Genomic DNA, 20,745 nt, shown 5'->3' on the forward strand with positions numbered 1-20,745 from the left:
ATAGTATTTATGCAATAGATAAACAATTCTTTCTACTATTTCTTATCTTTCAATTCTAAGGCTATAATCCATAAATAAATCCGAGCTTGCTACATGAGTTTCCATGCCACCTGTATCGACAATTGCTGTGCCGACTGACCACTTATTACTTGACGCTCCTGCTGCTCAAGCAAAAACACCTACGCGTAGCGCAGGTCGAAAAGCCACAATTACCAAGGAAGAACTCTTTCAAGCTGCACTTAATCTGATTGGTCCAGAAAAAAGTATTTCCTCACTAAGTTTGCGTGAAGTCGCACGTGAGGCAGGCATTGCACCTAATAGCTTTTATCGACATTTCAAAGATATAGATGAACTTGCCATCGAACTCATCAATCGTGCAGGGGTTGTGCTACGTCAAATTATTCGTGAAGCACGCCTTAAAGCATCTAAAGAAGCAAGTATCATTCGTACATCAGTCGAAGTTTTTTTACAGCAGCTAGATGCAGATGATGGCAACTTGAGCCTCTTACTCAGAGAAGGCTATACAGGCTCTACTTCTTATAAACAAGCCGTTGAACAACAGCTCAGTTTTTTCCAACAAGAATTACAAGAAGACTTGATTCGTTTAGAGCGATTGAATCGAAACCGTCTTTTTCATCCAGATTTGGCCGCTAAAGCCATTACCCAGCTTGTTTTTAATATGGGCGCTAAAGTCATTGATCTACCCGCGAATGAGCGAAATGCTGTTGCTGCGCAAACCATGATCATGATTCAGATGATTTTGGAAGGTGCCCGCCGACTAGATGAAGCAAAAATTCACTAAATTAATAAACATCAATTTGGTTATTTCTAAGTATTCCCGAAGCAGTTAGAATGACAACTTGTCTAGGATTAATACAATTCTGCCCCGTCTCATTGCATCTCCTATGGCACTTCTTTTGCTAAATATCGGGTCATACATCATCATGAATATCTTGAGCGACAGACAGAGTACTCTGGCAAGCTATATTCTTGTTATTCTTTTTTTGCTCGTCGTTATCCCTTTGCACCTCTTACCGAGCTTTTTTTCTGGTTTTTTAATTTACGAAATTATTCATAGCTTAAGCAAAATGATTGATAAATATATTGATAGTCATCGTGCCAGATTGATTATCAGTATTGTGCTCAGCATTGTTGTTGTTTCCTTAATCGCTTTCCTGATTACCAGCCTAACCAGCTTTGTCATTTACGATCTGCAAGGCCCTGGTCTTGCTGCTTTTAGCGAAAAAGTAGACCAAACCCTGATTTTATTACAACAAGAAGTCTCCAAATATGTTCCGATCTATATTCCGAACAGTGTGACTGATCTCAAAAATCATATCTTTATTTTATTAAAGGATAATGTCACCATTTTAAGGCATACAGGCTCTGATATTCTGCATAATTTCGCCACAATGCTAATTGGACTGATTATTGGAGTTTTAGTTTCGATTCATTCCTTTAGCTACCAAGATACTCAACCCGTATTCAAATCTGCGCTGATGCAACGTATTGAAAAACTAGCATTATCATTTCGAAATGTGGTTTTTGCCCAAATTAAAATTTCACTGATCAATACCGCACTCTTTATTATTTTTGTGTTTATCGCTTTACCATTTTTTGGTGTGCACATTCCTTTCGCAAAGACCTTAACCATTTTGACATTTATTTTTGGATTAATTCCAATTGCTGGAAATTTAATTTCAAATACCCTAATCATCATTTCAGGTCTAACAATTTCTTTGCCTGTAGCTGCTGCTGCACTGGTTTATTTAATTTTGATTCATAAACTTGAGTATTTTATTAATGCCCAAATTGTAGGCAGCAAAATAAATGCACATGCATGGGAAGTCTTGCTTGCCATGCTGATCTTCGAAGCCATTTTCGGTTTTGGTGGACTGATTGCAGCACCAATTTTCTATGCCTATATCAAGCTCGAAATGACCGATGCAAAACTGATATAAATCTGATGTATAAAAAAGCCCCTCAAAATGAAGGGCTTTTTTCTTTTCAGCGTAGATTAAGGCTTAACCACGACCAAAACCTGAATCGCTTCTGGTGTAATCGACAAGCTATCTAACAAACTCAAACCTTCCTGCTGGAATTTTTGCAGGCGTTCAATTTCATCCTGACGAATACTTGGGTTGAACTGTTTTAAATAGCTTAAACGCTCAATTTCGTATTGCCATTGCTGACCATAGTTGTTTTTCGCTTGCTGTTTCAGTTCAGGCAGCACAGTTTTAGCAATGTCGAGTGCCTGACGATAGCGTGATTCAATCACATCACGGCGAGCTTTCACTACTTGGCGACAGCTATTGCCATCAAGATGGTGCAAATGTGGTCTCAACATCATTGGATCAATCTTGGCTGACAAGTCCTGACCATTTTCACTGAGTAAGACACGCACCAACTGCTGTGGCAAGCTTGCAGGTAAATTCAGTGACTTTGGTGCAATCACATCAACTTTAAACCAAACTTCAATCAGCACTGAACCTTGTTTCAAGGCATTTGATTTCAACACAGCAACGTTGGTACTGCCAAACGCTTGGGTGTTGATCATTTCCATCATGCTTTCAATAAATGGATGCTCAAGGGTCAAATACTGTGCATCTTCACGAATCTGCGCCTGATCACGATAGAACGTCGCGGTCATACCTTCTTCATCCAGTGTCAAACCTTGAACCTGCATTTGATCCGTCGGTTTAATGATGACCGTACCATTGCTTTGCTCGTCAAAGTCAATGTTGGTCGAAGACATGAAACGCTTCACAAACATTGGCAATGTCGTATTGTCATCGTAATCTTCAAGTGCCTGCACAATTTCCTGTGCAATCACTGGACGACAAGAATTATACTCAAGCAAACGATCACGACCTGCTTGGAGTTCTGCTTCAAGTGCTTCACGCTGAACATTGACTTCTTCAAGTAAATCTTTAAACTTCTGCCCCATATCCGCCAGCAAGCATTCTTTCAGATCAACAATAAAGTTTTCTTGTAAGGTCTGTGCAGTTGGTGAAATGTTGCCAAAGATATTTAAGGCTTCGTTATACCAACGGAACATGCGTTCTTGCGCTGTACCTTGTAAGTACGGCACATGAATCTGAATACGGTTTTGCTGACCAATACGGTCTAAACGACCAATACGCTGCTCGAGTACATCTGGGTTGGCAGGCAAGTCAAATAAAATCAGGTCACTGGCAAACTGGAAATTACGCCCTTCTGAACCAATCTCAGAACACAGGAGGATTTGTGCACCATAACTTTCTTCAGCAAAGTAGGCTGCCGCTTGGTCACGTTCAAGTAGGCTCATGCCTTCGTGGAACATTGCGGTACGTACACCCGCATGCAAGCGTAAAGCACTTTCCAATGCTTCAACTACTGGCCCACTACGTGCAATCAATAAAACTTTTTTGTGTTTTAAATCTTTACGCAGAATTTCCATGAGCCAAGCCACGCGTGGATCTGTTTCCATCCAAGAACCATCAAGCTGTTCTTCTTCTGGCCACATTTGCTCACGTAGCTTACCATCGATTGACCAATCAGCAGGTGCAGGCAATGCCGCAGGCTGACAATCACGCCCTGGAAAGCCTTGAATGGCTTCACGAGTATTACGGAATAAAATACGACCTGTACCATGACGGTCAAGCAATTCATGAATCGCCTGATAACGCTGTTCAGGCTGATCTTCAATACGATGCCCCAACAAACCTTCAAGCGCAGTTAAATGCTGCTCAGTCAAGGCTTCATTAGACATTAAAACTTCAGCAATTTTCGCAGTATGCTGATATTGTTCTTCTTCATCCAAGAAACGATCTAAGCTGCTAAAGCGTTGAGGATCAAGCAAACGTAAACGGGCAAAATGGCTTTCAACACCCAACTGTTCAGGTGTCGCAGTCAGTAACAATACCCCTGCGGTTTGTTCTGCAAGTTCTTCAACCAAGTCGTAACGGTCATTGCCGCCCTCTTCTTCACTCCACATCAAATGGTGTGCTTCATCGACCACAAGCAAGTCAAAGCCTGCTTCGACTGCTTGTTCACGCAAATCGTCATGGTCAATCATCAAATCGACGCTGGCAATAATACATTGCTCAGTCAGGAATGGATTGAGTTCAGGATCATGTTCTTTAATCGATGCTGTACGGGTCAAATCAAACAATGAAAAATTCAGATTGAAACGGCGACGCATTTCAATCATCCACTGATATTGAAGTGAATCTGGCACCAAAATCAGGATACGTTCAGCACGCCCAGTTTTAAGCTGCTGATGTACGATTAAGCCTGCTTCAATGGTTTTACCTAAACCGACTTCATCGGCGAGTAAAACACGCGGTGCAAAACGCTTACCCACTTCATGTGCGATATAAAGCTGATGCGGAATTAAACCGACGCGTGCGCCTAACAAACCACGTAAACGGCTAGTTTGCATGCCCGCTTGTAGTTGAAGCGCTTCGATACGCAGGTCATACCAAGCTTTAATATCAACTTGGCTTGCCAATAAGCGATCGAGGGGTTTAGAAAGCTGAATTTGTGCGCCAATACGGGTTTCATTCAGCGTTTTACGCTCTTCTTCGCCGTTGTCTAAGGTACGAACAGCATTGTAACGAATTACGCCAAAGCGTTCTTCTAATGACTCAACCAGCCACAGCTGACCTTCCTGATCGTGGATTTCATCATTGATATTAAAGATAATTCGAGATAAAGGTGCATTGCTACGCGCATACACTCGTGTTTCGTCACTTTTTGGGAATAAAATGCTGAGGGAACGCTCATCTACATCGATGACCACGCCCAGACCAAGTTCTGTTTCAGTATCGGATAACCAACGTTGACCAATAGCAAACTGTTGCAATTTTTTCACCTTTATTTCAAGTTTGCACTAAAAGCACGCGCTGGCTTTTAGCTTCAATCTAAATATTTTCGCACAAAGCATAACAAAACGTCAGGTTATGCTGCTGATTTTTTAAAACGGTACGGCACATTCAAAGTTTAGCAATTCATCTGTTTTGGGATGATAAAAACTGAGCTGCTGTGCATGTAAACACAGGCGATCGGTCAATTGCTGGTGTTGCGCTGTTGCATACAGAGTATCTCCGACAATCGGATGTCCTAAGTATTGCATATGTACACGAAGTTGATGTGAACGCCCAGTAATTGGAGTTAATTTGACACGTGTCACCACCTGACCTGCCAGTTCAAACTGCTCGAGTGCTTGCCACTCGGTGAGTGCTGGCTTGGAATGTTGTGGATCGACCATGTGAAGTGGTGGTCGGCTCGGATCATAGACCACAGGAATATCAATCGTTCCCTGACCTGAAAGTGCACCAGCCACCAAAGCTTGATAGGTTTTATCAGTTTGGCGTTCTTGGAACTGCCGTGAAATACGGTTTTGCCCTAAGCGAGACAAGCCAAAGACTAAGATGCCTGAGGTATCTCGATCTAGACGATGGATCAGCAAAGTTTTCGGCTCAAGTGCCACCAAACGGGTGAGCATACTGTCTTGTAAAGCTTCGCCCTTTCCCGGTACGCTGAGTAACCCTGCCGGTTTATGGATGACCATAAAATCTTCATCTCGATGAATCAGATGATCGGTTAAAAAATTACTCAAAATTTAATCCCAGGCTGATCGCGAAAACAAGCGGGCAATAATAAAAAGCTTAGGACTGAAATACAATAGACAATCTGCAACAAAAGCATAAATTCCCGATATTTCATCCGAAAGTATGCCCAATAAAAAACGGAATCTGTTGATTCCGTTTTGATGGCACTGGCTTATGCCTGTTTCATCTCGGCAAAGACCGCTTTGGCTGCCGCAATGGTATAGGCAATATCTTCATCACTATGTGCAGATGAGATAAAGCCCGCTTCAAATGCAGACGGTGCAAAATGAATGCCATGATCTAACATGCCGTGGAAGAACTGTTTAAAGGCATTCACATCACATTTCAAAATATCATCGAAGCTAGTGATTTCAGTTTGATCCGTAAAGTACAAACCAAACATTCCACCAATTTGTTCAGTTTTCAGTGCAATGCCCTCTTCCTGAGCCACTTGTTTGAAACCTGCAAGTAATTTCGCCAACTTTGCAGACAAATCGCTATAGAAGTTTTCTTGGCGCAAATGTTTGAACATTTCAATGCCTGCACGCATAGCCAATGGGTTACCTGACAATGTACCTGCCTGATAGACACCACCAAGTGGCGCGATGCATTCCATGATTTCGCGTTTACCGCCAAATGCACCTACTGGCAAGCCAGCACCAATAATTTTACCTAAAGTGGTTAAATCTGGTTTAACGTTATACACCGATTGCGCACCGCCCAATGCAACACGGAAACCTGTCATCACTTCATCAATAATAAAGACAGATTTGTATTCATCACACATTTCACGGATGGTTTCCAAGAAACCTGCAATCGGTTTCACCAAGTTCATGTTGCCCGCAACTGGTTCAACAATCACCCCTGCAATCTCACCACCAAATTTGGCAAAACATGCTTTAACTGCTTCAATGTCATTGTATGGCAAGGTAATGGTGTGTTTGGCAAAGTCAGCAGGTACACCTTTAGACGTAGGTTCACCCAAAGTCAACATGCCTGAACCCGCTTTTACGAGCAGTGAATCTGAGTGTCCATGATAGCAACCTTCAAACTTCACGATTTTATCACGCCCCGTATAACCACGTGCCAAACGGATCGCTGACATAGTCGCTTCTGTACCAGAATTGGTCATACGCACCATTTCAATGGATGGCATGATCTCGCAGATCACATCGGCTAAAGTCGTTTCATGAACGGTTGGCGCACCAAAGCTTAAACCGTCTTGTGCTGCCGCTTGTACTGCTGCAACAATTGCAGGATGAGAATGCCCCAAAATCATCGGCCCCCATGAACCGATATAGTCGACATAGCGTTTACCATCGACATCCCACAGATATGCACCTTGTGCTTTTTCAATAAAAACAGGCGTTCCACCGACACCATTAAATGCACGCACTGGCGAATTGACCCCACCAGGAATATGTTTGCTGGCTTGTTTAAAAAGTTGCTGTTGTTTTGCAGAAAGGCTCATAGCATTACTCAAATGGATTGAATGATTTAGGAATGTTTGACAAATAAACTTGCCCATGCATTCACACGTGCAGGAATCTCAGCGACCGACCGACCTAATATATCACTAATCACCGCACATAAGTCTGCACCTGAGTCGACCACAACTTGAGAATTCTCAACGCTTAAGCCACCAATCGCACAGATTGGCACATTTTTAAACTGCGATGATGCTTGCTTTAAAGTCTCTAAACCGATGTTACCTGCTTCAGGTTTGGTCGATGTTGCGTAGATTGCACCGAATGCAACATAGGTTGCCCCTTGTGCAATTGCCAGCTCAGCCAGTTCAAGTGAATTGGCACATGTCCGACCAATAATTGCACCATCAGCCAATTGGGCTTTCGCATCGGTAATTTCACCGTCTGTTTGACCCAAATGCACACCCAGACCAAATTGGGCTGCCAGTTTCAAATCATCATTAATCACAAATGGTATTTGATATTTTTCACAGAGTTGTTTGATTTGTTCAACTTCAGCGGGCTGATCTGATTTAGCCACTTTTTTACGGCGATATTGCAAAATTGCCACCTGAGCTGTCGCCAATGCCGCATCGAGTTTTTCGAGTAATGTTTCTAAAGGGTCATCATTGGTAATGAGATATAAACCGCGCATAAAAGCTCTAAATCACAAACAAATTTGCATTTAGTGTAACGCTCGACTCTCTGAAGCTCAAACTACAAATGAAAAAACCGAGAAGTAAACTTCTCGGTTGATTGACTAACTTTGGTTAATCTTAGAAACGGTAACCAACACCAAGGTAAGTTACGATTGGGTTGATCTCGATTTTACTCTTACCTTCTACATATTTATTATTCCCTGAATATACATCTAATTTTGCATTCGTACTCAAGTGAACATAACTCACAGATGCTGTTGCAAACCAGTTTTTCGTAATATTGTAGTCTGCACCAATAAATGCGACAGGTGCTACTGCATCATCAATTTTTACATTACGAATACTTGCACCATAATTACCTAAATATGAACTTACAGCAGAGTCTAATTTAAAATTACTAAAGTGAGCATACATAAAGCCCGCACCAGCATATGGGCGTAGCTTAGAATCCACAGTTCCAAAAGTATACTTGCCTGTTACAACTGGGCTATAGACTTTAACATCACCAACTTTACTATAGTTATCTAAATTTAAAAGACCACTTAATAAACTTCCTTTACCTTTAATATCGAAAGTTGGTGGTACGCCCAAAATTAAGCCTACACTGACATTATCATTTACGAGATAATCAAATTTAAATTCAGCAGTATCGGAGTCTTTTAGTTCAAAGCCTGCTGATGAGGTAAAAGGTAAATAAGTACCAGTGCTTGCCAATTGAGTCGATACACCTTGTTTAGTACCCTGTGGCATAATATGCGCCCATCCAGCAGAAACTGCTAAAACCTGGCCATTTGAATTTTCAGCATGTGTTGCAAAACTTACCGCAAATAAAGCAGCAGGAATTAATGCTTTAGCAAATTTTTTCATAAATTAAGATTCCATCATCATGGTTAAACAACGTTCACGAGGCTTCCAAGCCTTCATCATTTGCTTTTAATATTAGAATAATTGCTTTAAATAGCAATACGATAAACTGAATATTTATTTACCAATGAGTCGAAACTTGCTCCATTAAAAATAAAGAACAATACAATCAATTACTTAATAAATATTACTCAGTAGTCGCTATAATTTCAAATGCTTATCTTTTAAACCTCAAAAAATTGTGTAAGTAACTATAAAATATAAAAATTTAAATTTCATATGAAAATTTTCGTGAAGTATGCTTAAAATACACATAAATACAGATAAAAAAATAGTCGAAATCCACTTTTTTAAATGTTCAATAGTGTCATCTCGGTCTATAGTGAACATTATCTTTAAAAGAACTCATAGGGTTTAGCTCATGCATGAAATTGAATTAAAACTACAAATTCCTGAGCAGAAACGCGCTGCGCTCATCAAGGCCTTCGAAACAAAAACCACTCGGTATATTGATTTACATGCTCGTTACTTCGACACAGCCGATTCAAAACTCGCAGCTCATCATATTGCCATTCGAATTCGTAAAGAAGGCAGTGTCTGGATTCAGACGCTGAAAGGTGCGGGTGAAAATCATCTTCAACGTTATGAGCATGAGGTCAATTTAGGAGAAGCAGATCAAGCTCCTGAACTGGATTTATCCGTTTATGAGCAAGAACCTCATGCACGTCAATTACTCAAAAAAGCACTCGGTGATGACTTAGGCGCTTTAACTTTAAAATTTGAAACCATTGTGCAACGTGCTTACCGCATTGTTCAACTCAATGATTCTAAAATTGAAGTTTGCCTTGACCGTGGTGTTGTTCAGGACACCGATGAAAAACGTGAAATTTTTGAAATTGAATTCGAATTACAACAAGGAAAAGTTTCTGATCTGATTCAGCTGACACAGCAATGGGTTAAAAAATACCATATTTGGATTGATGTTCGCAGTAAGGCTGAACGTGGCAATTTACTGGCACAACACTTACTAGTCAGCCCTGCAACAACAGCATCCTCAGCAAAATATGACAAGAAAGCGCAACCTGAAGTCATTTTAAAATCACTGATTGCGGCGGGTTTACGACATGCCTTGCCAAATCTTGCTGCAATTGCTGATCAGGTTGCCGAATCTGAACATTATTACCAAGCTTACTTAGCACTACGTCAACTCAACAGTAGCTTGCAATTATTTCAAGATTTCGCACCAACCAAACTCCTTGAACATATTGCACATTTTCAACAGATGCTAAAAACTGTTCATCAGGCCTACGTTGCAACAACGCTCTACCCTGCCATTTTATTGCTAACTGAACAAGCAGATCCTGTTCATTTAGATTTAAGCCATGCAAATCATTTATTTACCCAAACTGGCTCAACATTATTAATACTGGATCTTTTGGCATTTAGTTTAGATGAAACTGAGACTGAACCTCAGTCCAAAGTCAAAAATAGCGTTAAAAAGCAATTTAAACAGCAAATTGCTCTATTTAACAAAGACCTTAAACAATTTGCCCAACTGAATTCTGGTGAGAAATGTCAGACTTTAAGCCATATTCAATCTTGGGGTGATGCACTGGCCTTGTGTACGCCATTTACCATGAAAAAACATTTGGCGCTCTATGTACAATTACAACCAGAGTTGAATGAAAGTTTCGATTTATGGATTGCTCAGCAATATGCGACCAGTTATTTAACTTCACCTGAACAACAGTTTTTTGTTTTAGGCTGGCTGGCTAACCAAATTCCTCAGCAACAAGCCCAACTTGAAGTAACATTTAAGAAATTACAGAAAAAAATGGATGCTTAGGCCGCATTTATCAGTAAAACGGTCAGCATTCATCATCAGCAAATTCCTTCTCCCTTTGGGAGAAGGTATCAGAGATTAAAAAACCACGATGAAATAAACCGAATGTGGAGCAACTCAGCTAAATTTTAGCGGTATTTTCCAAAAACTTTCCAAACCCCATTATCCGCAAGTGGATCACTATAACTATCACTGCGCTGTTTACGTGGTTTTTCCCGAGCATCAACGACTTTAAAATGTTTTTCCCCACCCAAAACAATGCCGTTGTTATAAAACCGTGTGCGGGTATATTCACTTTGTCCATGTTGAAACACATAGGTTCTTAAGTCGATAAATTCACGATGTGCAACCAAAGCAGCCGTGTCATCGCTTTCGAGCCAAGCTTTCATGGCTAACATGTGATCTGGTTCAAATTGCCCGCATTTTTCTACCAGACTCAGTACCCCACGAAAGGTTTTGGATTCTTTTGCGCGGGTTTTATTAATGCGAATACGATCTACATGAAAGAAAAATAATGGTAAATTCAAATGACTCGGTAAATGAATCGCATCAATCACTTCATCTTCTAAAAAAGGCTGACAAAGTTGCTGTGCGCGCTCGATCAGTTCTTGCCACTGACTAAAATACTGTTCCGCCTCTGCTTGAGGAGCATAATAAATTGGCAAACCTTCAACATGCTCTAGTTGTTCTGGCGGCCAAATTTGCTGACGTAATAATTGAATATCTTGTTTTAAATTCTGAATCGCAATGGAATCTTGCATGCATTTGACTCGTTATGCTTAGGCTATTTAAAGATTAAGTCAACTGTTTAGTTTCTGCAAGGCTTTGCCTATAATAGGCTGTCTTTTTGTGCTGGAACTTTCTTATGACTCAAAAAATTCAAGCGACGGATATTACTGAAGAAGAAGCACAAAATGCGGTCTTTTTCGAACGTACCGATGAATTTATCAAACTGGCAAACGAGTTTTGTCGTCCTGAGAAAGGTGAAAAACCTCAACCTGCCGAGTTGCGTGGGCAAGTCAGTGCCGCAATGCTTTTTGCCACTGCCCGTTTCAATACGTGGGTCGCTGCCAATAATTTTAAAGATGGCAATGAAATGCGTGATGCCAAAGAACAAGTCATGTCATATCTCATGCAGCAATTTCACATGATGCTTGAAGACAACTATGATGAATATTGCGAGCAGTTTGACAACTATTTACGTTTCCGTAAAAACGAAGATTTTCATACTCACAAGCATGATCATGACCACAATCACTAAATGATTGGTTGTGCCTGTAATAAAAAATGAGCTGATATTCAGCTCATTTTTTTATCTTCAGATCGAGTCTATTGTGCTTTTGCTTGCGCTTTCAAAGCTGTTTGAGCTTGACCGTATGGGTCAGCCATTACTTCAATATAATGATCCAAGTGAATGTATTTTTTAATGACAGCATCAACATCTGCCTTGCTTAATCTGGCAATCGCCTGATCACGTTGCTCACGATCAAGCATAGTCTGATTGCGTTCAAGCTGACTATTCAACATTTGATGGATAATTCGACTATCTTCCAGACTGGTGACACGCTGTTTGAGAATATTGGCCTTCGCCGCAGCAAGCTCTTGTGGCGTAATTCCATGTTGCACTAAATCTTGCAGAACTTCATGAACAGCCTGTGAAGTTTGTGCCGCTTTATTGGCCGTATAATTTGCCTCAATGGTGAGTGCACCAACCGAGTCGTGTAAATCCAAGTTCAAATCACTGGAGAATCCATAGACCAAATGGTTCTTTTCACGCAGCGCCTGCCCTAAACGTGAAGATAGCTGAGAGTCGCCCAAAATATAACTCAGCACTTGCAACGCTGGCGCATCTGCATCATTCAAGCCAACAGGTAAAACCAGTAAACCTTGATAATTACCAAACTCACGTTGCTCTGCCAAAGCATGCACTTTTTGGGCTGGATAAGCTTGATAGGTTGAAGATAAACGCTGATATTTTTGTGGAGATGACCAAGAACCAAACTGCTGTGTAATCAACTGACGCATTTGCGTTGGATCAAAGTTCCCCGTAATGGCTAACTGCGCATGATTAAAGCCCATGAACTGTTGATATAGCTGCTTAACCTGAGATTGGGTTACTGCTTCAAGTTGCTGTTTAGCCAAGGGCGGCTCAAAGTGATAACGCAAATCCCCTGCCGAATACTGCTCAACCAAACGAGACAGGGTTAATGCTGCGACGGTTTCAGGTTCGGTATAGGGTCGATTCAAACTATCCAGACTTTGTGATTTGATCAGGTCAAACTGGCTTTGCTCAAAGCTCGGATGCTGCATAATCCCAATGATATATTTAAAATATTCTGCAAAATGCTGCTTGTTTGCTCGAATCTGGATTTCGATACCATTGTCCTGACTGACCGCAGCCGCCTGACCATCTGCTGCAATAGATCGGTCAATGACTTGCTGTAAAGTTTGCTGATCTGACCCTCGCAATAATAAATAAGACATTAAATCCAGTACTTGCCCTTTATTAAATAAAGATTTGTCAGTTCCGAAATTGAGACTGATAGTGGCATAAACTTTATTGTCATAGGTTGCTGTTGGAAATAGCGCATAGTGCAAGCCATTTTTTAAAGTGCCGCGCTGAATTTTCCGCTCGGTGCTTTGTAAATATTGTTTTGAATGTGCCAGATAATCCTGTGTTTCTCTCTGATATTGTTGAATATCTTTCACAGGCTCTTTGTCAGTCTCTTGCGGAAGTGTTGCCTTGCTATCTAAAGCTGATGCTTGTAGTTGCATCGCTTTTTTCTGTGAATCTGGCGTTGGCTTGATATCGCCCTCAAGACGATGCTGAGGCTGGAAGAACTGATTCAGCGTTTGATTGACTTGTTGTACCGTCAGTTTTTGCACCGCTTGTACATCTTTAAAATATTGTTCCCAATGCCCCTGTGATGACACCACATAATCACTTAAACGACCACCCAATGCGACTGAATTGGTTTCAATACTGTCAGTCTGATTTTTAAATAAGCTTTTGACGCGATTGAGGTCAGCATCATCAAAATGTGCAGGTCTCTCAACGTCTTGAGTCAGATTTTTTTCAATCTGCTGCCCATGTTGAGTCGGTGCATACACCGCAGCCATAAACACGACATTAAAATCTTGATCGAGCCATGTGGTTGACTGCACTGTTGTGGTCATGCCTGTTTCCACCATAGCTTTGTACAATTGACCGCTCGGTTGCAAGGTATATAAATAAGGGGCTAGCGCAAGCACAGGTTGAATCTGTACATTACGACCGTTCAAGTACATATTAACCTTAATCAGATCACTGCCCTTTTGCACACTCAATTGGCGCTGCTGAATTTTTGCAGCATTGAGCACAGGCACTTTTGCCATCGCAGGTACAGCATGTGCCCGAATATTGCCAAAATCTTGCTCAATTTTTTGCAACACACGTGTCTGATCAAACTTTCCTGTCACGACCAACACCGCATTATTCGGTGCATACCATGTGTGATAAAACTGATTGAGTTCATTGACTTTAATCGATTTCAGCTCATCTAAATCACCAATAGCTAAACGCCCCAAATCTCGATTGCCATACGCTGCTTTCAACATCTGATCTATTAATACGGCAAATGGCTGATCAAGACGTAACTCTCGTTCACGGCGCACGGTTTGAATTTCTGTTGGTACAAATTTTTGCTGCAATACCAGTTTATCCATACGTTGCGATTCAAGATAAAGTACCTGATCAATCGCATTTTGGTCTGGTCGGACAATATTGGTATATTTTGTGGAGTAATAATCAGTGCTGGCGTTGGTCGACAGGGTGTACTGATCTAGTCTGCGTTGGAACTCCTCACCTTGTACATCTTGTGTTCCTTTAAAGGCCAAATGTTCCAGCAAATGCGCTAAGCCCCCCTTACCTTTCGGGTCGTTCAAAGAACCTGTCAAATAAATGGTATTCATAAAAACTTTGTTTTCATTATTATTCGGGGCCAAAATTACCCTTAAACCATTATCCAATTGATATTCAGTAATATTATTCTGATTATGAACCACAACCGTTTCGGCAAATACAGTTGTCGTTAATCCTATTAAACACAACGACCAAGTCAGTTGTTTCAAACGTATAAACATAAAAAAGTCCAATCAGACAAAATGTGGCAACTCAAGTTGGCTATGGTAGGAAAAGCATGTAGAAAATTATAGTGAGATTTTGCAAAATCAAATTCTTATTCGACTTCTTTCTTCAATTCCTTTTCTTTTTCCCGTAGGAAGAAACATCAAGAGGGTGTAAACAATAATGAAAGAAGTCGATGATTATAAAAACATTGGGCAATCTCATGACTGCCCAAGTGATACATTTATTATTCTGTTGGCTGCGCTACGCCTTCATTTTGCTGATCTTGTACACGTAGCCACTGATACCAGCCATAAGCAGCCATCACCACAAAGGCCGCATATAAACCTGCGGTTAAGTACAAGTCTTTATAAATAAACATCCCGACATAGATAATATCGACTACAACCCAAAGCACCCAAGTTGCAATATGTTTACGACTTGTCCAATAAGTAGCGAGCAAACTAAAAGCCGCTAACTGGGCATCCAGCATCGGAACGGCCGCATTGGTGAAGTTTTTCAGAATCAAACCGAATGCCAGACCTGCGATTGCAGAACCAATCAATTGCACCACAATTTTAGATATTGCCAGCGGTTCAATTTTAATGTCATGATCGACCTGTTTGCCTTTCAGCCAAACATAAAAACCGTAAAAGTTCATCACAGAGAAGAAAATTTGCAGAATCACTTCACCATACAACTGGTAAGTAAAAAACAAATAGCCATATAAAATGTAAGCCAGCATGTTAAATGGCCAGCACCACATATTACGAACGATAGTCAGTCCCACGCCAATCAGGCTAATAATGACCGCAAAAATTTCTAAATTTGACATGAAAAAATATCACTATAAACGTTGTGCTGACATGCAGTTCAATTCACTACATGTGAGTCAAACTTTTAAGATCGCATTGCCCATTTGGCCAATGCATTACTCACTTTGATTGAAAGCGCATCTACATATTCACTATACAGTGCAGATGCCAAAAGTACGCTCCCCAAACATGCGATCACCGCCAACAATACGGACAGATCGTAATTCAGCCCCATGCCCATGAACCAGTTAAATGCAGGAATACAGACGAGGTAAATGAGCATCAGATGTAATAGATAAATGGAGAACGAGAGCTTACCTAAATAAACCAATGGTTTTTTATCAAAAATATCCGATAACTGGTTGCAGAGCATAATACTAGAGACAATCAGAACCCCTGAGAAGAAGTTGCTATAGTCATAAGTTCTCCAGCCCAAAATGCGATACAGCCAGTGATAGGCATGACTATTGTTATGCGCCCCAGCAAAATACAGACCTGCAATAAACAATCCCCATGCCAAGATTGGTTTCATCTGTTTTCCATATAAATAGAAATAACAACCAATCACAAAGCTCAGCATTCCCAAGAAAAACCGTTCATCATCCCACAAGCCGCATAAGGGCAAAAGGACTGAGGCGATATAGAACAATGGCTTTTTGTAATAATACATCAGCAATAATACAAACAGCATAATTGAGCCGAACAGCTCAATTTGCATCGTCCAGAGCACCCAGTTACTGCCACTATCTGCAAATAAAAATGCGCCGATACTTCCCTCATAAGCAGCCTGCTGCAAGCTAACATCCTGAGTCGCATAAGCTTGTAGCCAGCCATTGACGAGGTCACTGTTAATATCCGTATAGCTCAGCGCCAGCCATGCCAAAATACAGGAAAAAAATGCAGGAATCGCTAAACGCGGGTAACGTTTGATCGCCATTTCTGCCACTTTTTTAGGGACATTTTGGTGTCTTAAAATGGCATAACTTAAAACAAAGCCACTCAATACAAAAAACACAAAAACGGCTGCTGTACCCGAGTACCAAAATGCAAACGGCGAATGATGGATAAAATAATCCCATTGGCCATGTGCTCGGTCATCTGGACTAAAATGATGCAGATAAGGATAGAAGCTTAAAGACAGGTGTGAGAACACCACAGCGAGACATGCCAAGCCACGAATACTTTCCGCTGCGTTTAATTTTGCCATAGTGGGGAGCAATGAAATAAGTGAGAAAACGTGCAAAGAATAGGACTGAATCAATACGCATGCAAGAATAAATCACAAAAGCCCCAGCATTAGGGGCTTTTGTCACACATTGATTGAATTATTCAACACGAACAATTTCACCATTTTCATTATGGTGAACGACACATATTTTTTGCTGACGACCTTGTGCAAGTTCCTGTTCAGGCAAGTCGAAATAACGTGCATAGTCATTGATGGTTTTCTTTTTCGCATGTTTCACGCTATGTGCCGGAATCAGCTTACACCACAAACAAAGCACTGCTGCACACGCCAGCAAAGTCACCATGTCCATTTGTAAACCGAACCAGAATGCATTAAACAAACGGTGGAATCCATAAGGTTTGTTGGCGCTGATTAGTGTAAATAACACCACCATCGGGCGCCAAAGTAAAAACCAGACACCCCAAAGCATTGCTGTAGAAGTGGTTGACATATAACGTCTATGCCAAGGTAACTGCGCGCGCAAGTCAATAATTAACGAATTTGTACTCATGAAGCCTCTAACCTAAATTATGGATTTGAACGGATGCCGCGATCTGGGCTTACCCAGCGCGCACGTTTACCATCCCCTCTCATCAACACTTTTGGGAAGGCAAGAATGCTAGCCGTAACAGTAATCAGCCAAAATACGAATGGATACCAAATCATCCAGTAATAGTTTTTAAGTAGACCTGGTTCATAACGACTATCCATCCATTTACTGATCATGAATTGGAATAAGCAGGTCGCACCTAACAAGATACCTGTGCCATATGGGAGAAATGGTGAGCTCATGACAGGTAAGAAATGGTTAGGAATAATAAGATTCACTAACCAGATACAAGCCACCAATAACATTAAATATGACCAGACCAATGTGAGTAATAACTCAATCATCAATGGCCACAAGAAGTTCAAACCCGGTCTAAACATGACATCAAAATTCTTAATCAGAACTTGCGCACCGCCCATCGCCCAGCGTAGACGTTGTTTATACAAACCTTTGAGTGTTTCAGGCATCAAAATCCAAACCAAAGCATTTGGTTCAAACTCGACATCCCAGCCTGCACGTTGCAATTTCCAAGTAATATCAATATCTTCAGTCAGCATATTTGGAGACCAATAGCCAACTTCATGAACCGCACTTTTACGAAATGCAGTCACAACCCCAGAAACCGTAAATAGACGTCCAAACACGCGCTGAGCACGTTTAATCATGCCAACAATCGATGAAAACTCACCTACCTGAATACGTCCAAGCAGGGTTGAACGGGTACGAATACGAGGATTCCCCGTAACCGCTGCAACTTTTTCATCGGCAAGGAAATGACGAACCATCCACTTTGCAGCGTGCGGATCAAGCAAGGCATCACCATCGATTCCGATCAGGAATTCTGCATCTGTGAGCAGACTTCCTGCTTGAAGACCCATCGCTTTACCTTGGTTTTGTGCCAAATGGACTACACGCAATTTTTCATAACGCTCTGCCAAGCGATCCAGCACTTCGCCCGTGTTATCTGAACTACCATCATTAATTGCAATCACTTCAAAATCTGGATAATCCAGCTTCAAGGCATGGCTAATGGTTTCTTCAGCATTATCACCTTCATTAAAACAAGGGATAAGCACCGCGACCTTCGGGTAAGAAGGCAAATCCTTAGGTTGAGTATAAACAGGTTCTTTGCGCTCTTTCATGTAGAACACAATTGCCCCGATCATCCATAAATAGGACATAAACAACGGATAATAAAACACGAACTCTAAGGCAGAATGCCAAAAGTGCTGTAACGCAGACATATTCCTTTAGCTCCTAAGGGACAATTCGGTCAGGTTTGGAATCAAACACCTGACGCATAATTTCAACATCTGGATGCCCTTTGATTGGATCATCAGGATAATATGCAATATGTAATGCACCTTGTTTGTACAACGACTTGATCGTATCCGCCATTTCCTCAGATGGGACAGGCTGATTGGTACGCCAGTTCTCTGCTTGCAACTCAAACACAGTTTTATACAATCCATTTGGATAAGATTTCACGCGATTAACAATATCTTGGTAGAACTTGTCTTTATCTTCCGCCTGTTCCATGTATGGCATTGCCATAATTGCTGTGAAATCATAACGTTTTAATGACTGTTCGAGTGACTGTGAGTACCAGTTCTCTGCGTAAGGATTCAGCGCAACTTGAGCATAAAGATTACGCGCAGTCATTAAAAATGGCTGATACTGACGAACTTCACCAGCCAACTGCAATGCAAAGTTATCGATATAATTGGTTTTGAACTGCGTCCATTTCTGTAACTCTGCATCATTGTGACGAACTTCTTCTAAGTCTGTCGGTAATCCTGCAGCAGCATATGCGGTGAGTGCCTCTGGACTTGCATCTTCATAATCAGACAACGTGGTATCATCATGGAATAAAATGCCGTTAAACGTCGATGATTTCCCTAAATCCTGATACAAGCCTTCAATCACACGACGAGCAGGTGCAGAGAACGGACTTAAACGGATATAACCCATGTTTAAGTGATCACTGTTTTTGGGCTGCTGTGTAACAACCAAATCTTTCGATACAGGATTTTCTTTTGGCAATTCCCAAGCAAGAAGCGGCATCCACGCATATAAACGAGTCACTTGTGTACGACTTTGAATTTGCCAAGAAACACGGTTAAATAGGTCTGCACGCATTGGAACATAGCGATTCGGGAAATACACCATATCGGCAGAACCGTTGGCATCTGGATCAGAGAATGCTTGTAAATACACTGTAGTGATGTGCATTTTCTGAATACGGTCAAGCAAGTCGCCCAAGTTACGTTCTTGCTGTGCAGGATCTGGATCGTAAATATCGTCTAAATCGACATGCATGATTTTTTGTGGACGATGGTTATCTCCCAAATTCTGATCACGAACCTCAATTTCCCGTGCCAAGCTATCCAGAGTCATATCATGTTCAACCAAAATACGGTTGATCGCGCCTAATGACTTTTTCAGATAGACAGGACCGTCATCTAAACTTACTGTAATTGGCATGCCCAATTCTTTGGCAATACGTACAGTTTCCAAGTTGTAACGACCATACGGCCAAACCATAACACGTGGTGCAGGAATACCATGTGCTTTAATTAGGTCACTATTTTTCTTTAAATCGTCATAAATACGTTTAGCATATGCACCATCACCTTCATATGTTTTGGTTTCTGGGTCATACAAACGTGTTGTTGCAGCAGGTTCTGAGTTACCTTGTGGGTTACCCAAAATACCGCGGTGCAGATTGTAACTATGGCTTGCGATTTCAACATAGCCACTTTTGCTCATCTCTTTAAGTTGAGCCCAAGTTAAAATTTTATCGCGAGAGATTTCTTCATCACCAAAACTCACCATCTGATCTGCTGCTGGTTCAAGCCATGAACCCACTACAGCCAAGACCACAGGAATTTTATTGGCTTTTACAAATGGGTAAACATTTTGATAAAAGTTTTCATAACCGTCATCAACAGTTAATAATACAGGCTTTTCTGGCAAAACCATTTTACCTGCATGTGCTTTTAAAAGCTGGTCTACACTAATAAAGTGGAAACCATTTTGTTGTAAATAGCGAACTTGCTCTTCAAAATGAGCAGTCGTTACCGAATATTCTGGAATTAGTGCATCTTTATCATCGGTAACTTCATGATAACCAATTACTGTGAGTGTCGTTGGATTGATTTTTGGTTGCTTCGCTGAAGCAATTTGAGTCACACCAAAAGCTGCCATGCCAACACAAGTTGCAAGCATCGAACTTAAAAAGCGATTAAACATAATATGCCTGTTTAAAAAACGTGATTTGACCAATCTGACATTACACTTCAAACACTCAAGTCGCTGGAGCAATCTCTTATATATTGCATGACTATTCAGATTAGTTAGTGTGGCGTATTTTCAAAAATTAAACTGAAAACTAGCTTAAAATTTTGGCACTCCACACCATATGTTCAGACACTTTCTACATGATTATATCAAGACTGATAAACCATGAAAAAAGACAAAATTGAATGATAAAATTTAAACAATTCATATGCCTATTTTGACACATAAATATTTCAAAAAATTAAAATCGGCAAAAGTATAGAAGAATCTGAGAACCAACTTCATATTCAATAAACAATCGTACAATTTAAAATATTTTTG

At 40.9% G+C, this 20,745-nt stretch carries 16 protein-coding genes; 4 read left to right on the forward strand and 12 right to left on the reverse strand.

The features are described from left to right. Positions 1-103: 103 nt before the first annotated feature. On the forward strand, positions 104-802 hold the full coding sequence (fabR, locus tag C1A47_RS09225; protein ID WP_111894644.1) for an HTH-type transcriptional repressor FabR: 699 nt from the start codon (positions 104-106) through the stop codon (positions 800-802). A 142-nt stretch (positions 803-944) separates the two neighbouring features. Continuing rightward, on the forward strand, positions 945-1,961 hold the full coding sequence (locus C1A47_RS09230; protein WP_111894892.1) for an AI-2E family transporter: 1,017 nt from the start codon (positions 945-947) through the stop codon (positions 1,959-1,961). Positions 1,962-2,017: 56 nt separating this feature from the next. On the opposite strand, the gene rapA is transcribed toward C1A47_RS09230, so the two are convergent. The 5 genes from rapA to C1A47_RS09255 all read right to left on the reverse strand — a co-directional run bounded on the left by rapA (position 2,018) and on the right by C1A47_RS09255 (position 8,586). Beyond that, positions 2,018-4,855 (reverse strand): RNA polymerase-associated protein RapA, encoded by a 2,838-nt coding sequence (gene rapA / locus C1A47_RS09235; protein WP_111894646.1) that lies wholly within the window; start codon positions 4,853-4,855, stop codon positions 2,018-2,020. 102 nt (positions 4,856-4,957) lie between these two features. Continuing rightward, positions 4,958-5,602: an RluA family pseudouridine synthase gene (locus C1A47_RS09240; RefSeq protein WP_111894648.1), complete on the reverse strand. Its 645-nt coding sequence runs from the start codon at positions 5,600-5,602 to the stop codon at positions 4,958-4,960. 164 nt (positions 5,603-5,766) lie between these two features. Then, a complete protein-coding gene (gene hemL, locus C1A47_RS09245; RefSeq protein ID WP_111894650.1) occupies positions 5,767-7,065 on the reverse strand; it encodes a glutamate-1-semialdehyde 2,1-aminomutase in 1,299 nt (432 codons plus the stop codon). Positions 7,066-7,091: 26 nt separating this feature from the next. Continuing rightward, positions 7,092-7,715, reverse strand: a complete 624-nt coding sequence (thiE, locus tag C1A47_RS09250) for a thiamine phosphate synthase (RefSeq protein WP_111894652.1) — start codon at positions 7,713-7,715, stop codon at positions 7,092-7,094. Between the two features lie 121 nt (positions 7,716-7,836). Further along, the gene (locus C1A47_RS09255; protein WP_111894654.1) at positions 7,837-8,586 is read right to left on the reverse strand and encodes an OmpW/AlkL family protein; all 750 of its coding nucleotides are present in this window, start codon (positions 8,584-8,586) and stop codon (positions 7,837-7,839) included. A gap of 418 nt (positions 8,587-9,004) precedes the next feature. Between C1A47_RS09255 and C1A47_RS09260 the strand changes: the two genes are divergently transcribed. Continuing rightward, positions 9,005-10,429 carry a CYTH domain-containing protein gene (locus C1A47_RS09260; protein WP_111894656.1) on the forward strand — a complete coding sequence of 475 codons (1,425 nt, stop codon included), beginning with the start codon at positions 9,005-9,007 and terminating at the stop codon, positions 10,427-10,429. Between the two features lie 125 nt (positions 10,430-10,554). Here the strand turns inward: C1A47_RS09260 and C1A47_RS09265 are convergent, their stop codons facing one another. Then, on the reverse strand, positions 10,555-11,187 hold the full coding sequence (locus C1A47_RS09265) for a hypothetical protein (RefSeq protein ID WP_111894658.1): 633 nt from the start codon (positions 11,185-11,187) through the stop codon (positions 10,555-10,557). A 104-nt stretch (positions 11,188-11,291) separates the two neighbouring features. Here C1A47_RS09265 and C1A47_RS09270 point away from each other — a divergent pair, with 104 nt between their 5' ends. Beyond that, a complete protein-coding gene (locus C1A47_RS09270; protein WP_111894660.1) occupies positions 11,292-11,687 on the forward strand; it encodes a DUF3144 domain-containing protein in 396 nt (131 codons plus the stop codon). A gap of 68 nt (positions 11,688-11,755) precedes the next feature. On the opposite strand, the gene C1A47_RS09275 is transcribed toward C1A47_RS09270, so the two are convergent. The 6 genes from C1A47_RS09275 to pgaB form a co-directional block, all read right to left on the reverse strand. Then, on the reverse strand, positions 11,756-14,548 hold the full coding sequence (locus tag C1A47_RS09275) for a M16 family metallopeptidase (RefSeq protein ID WP_111894662.1): 2,793 nt from the start codon (positions 14,546-14,548) through the stop codon (positions 11,756-11,758). A 230-nt stretch (positions 14,549-14,778) separates the two neighbouring features. After that, positions 14,779-15,366: a nicotinamide riboside transporter PnuC gene (gene pnuC / locus C1A47_RS09280; RefSeq protein WP_111894664.1), complete on the reverse strand. Its 588-nt coding sequence runs from the start codon at positions 15,364-15,366 to the stop codon at positions 14,779-14,781. 65 nt (positions 15,367-15,431) lie between these two features. Next, a complete protein-coding gene (locus tag C1A47_RS09285) occupies positions 15,432-16,553 on the reverse strand; it encodes an acyltransferase family protein (RefSeq protein WP_111894666.1) in 1,122 nt (373 codons plus the stop codon). Between the two features lie 118 nt (positions 16,554-16,671). Next, complete coding sequence (pgaD, locus tag C1A47_RS09290; protein ID WP_111894668.1) at positions 16,672-17,085, reverse strand: poly-beta-1,6-N-acetyl-D-glucosamine biosynthesis protein PgaD; 414 nt, start codon at positions 17,083-17,085, stop codon at positions 16,672-16,674. A 17-nt stretch (positions 17,086-17,102) separates the two neighbouring features. After that, positions 17,103-18,368 carry a poly-beta-1,6-N-acetyl-D-glucosamine synthase gene (pgaC, locus tag C1A47_RS09295; RefSeq protein ID WP_111894670.1) on the reverse strand — a complete coding sequence of 422 codons (1,266 nt, stop codon included), beginning with the start codon at positions 18,366-18,368 and terminating at the stop codon, positions 17,103-17,105. Between the two features lie 13 nt (positions 18,369-18,381). After that, positions 18,382-20,376, reverse strand: coding sequence for a poly-beta-1,6-N-acetyl-D-glucosamine N-deacetylase PgaB (gene pgaB, locus C1A47_RS09300; protein ID WP_111894672.1), 1,995 nt, complete (start codon positions 20,374-20,376; stop codon positions 18,382-18,384). Positions 20,377-20,745: the final 369 nt, after the last annotated feature.

Origin of the sequence: Acinetobacter sp. MB5, assembly GCF_003261585.1 — a bacterium.
Classification (GTDB): domain Bacteria; phylum Pseudomonadota; class Gammaproteobacteria; order Pseudomonadales; family Moraxellaceae; genus Acinetobacter.

Coding starts and splice junctions, on each gene's coding strand:
- fabR (WP_111894644.1), top strand. CDS start 104: ATGCCACCTGTATCGACAATTGCTGTGCCGACTGACCACTTATTACTT.
- C1A47_RS09230 (WP_111894892.1), top strand. CDS start 945: ATGAATATCTTGAGCGACAGACAGAGTACTCTGGCAAGCTATATTCTT.
- hemL (WP_111894650.1), bottom strand. CDS start 7,065: ATGAGCCTTTCTGCAAAACAACAGCAACTTTTTAAACAAGCCAGCAAA.
- thiE (WP_111894652.1), bottom strand. CDS start 7,715: ATGCGCGGTTTATATCTCATTACCAATGATGACCCTTTAGAAACATTA.
- C1A47_RS09255 (WP_111894654.1), bottom strand. CDS start 8,586: ATGAAAAAATTTGCTAAAGCATTAATTCCTGCTGCTTTATTTGCGGTA.
- C1A47_RS09260 (WP_111894656.1), top strand. CDS start 9,005: ATGCATGAAATTGAATTAAAACTACAAATTCCTGAGCAGAAACGCGCT.
- C1A47_RS09265 (WP_111894658.1), bottom strand. CDS start 11,187: ATGCAAGATTCCATTGCGATTCAGAATTTAAAACAAGATATTCAATTA.
- C1A47_RS09270 (WP_111894660.1), top strand. CDS start 11,292: ATGACTCAAAAAATTCAAGCGACGGATATTACTGAAGAAGAAGCACAA.
- C1A47_RS09275 (WP_111894662.1), bottom strand. CDS start 14,548: ATGTTTATACGTTTGAAACAACTGACTTGGTCGTTGTGTTTAATAGGA.
- pnuC (WP_111894664.1), bottom strand. CDS start 15,366: ATGTCAAATTTAGAAATTTTTGCGGTCATTATTAGCCTGATTGGCGTG.
- C1A47_RS09285 (WP_111894666.1), bottom strand. CDS start 16,553: ATGGCAAAATTAAACGCAGCGGAAAGTATTCGTGGCTTGGCATGTCTC.
- pgaD (WP_111894668.1), bottom strand. CDS start 17,085: ATGAGTACAAATTCGTTAATTATTGACTTGCGCGCGCAGTTACCTTGG.
- pgaC (WP_111894670.1), bottom strand. CDS start 18,368: ATGTCTGCGTTACAGCACTTTTGGCATTCTGCCTTAGAGTTCGTGTTT.
- pgaB (WP_111894672.1), bottom strand. CDS start 20,376: ATGTTTAATCGCTTTTTAAGTTCGATGCTTGCAACTTGTGTTGGCATG.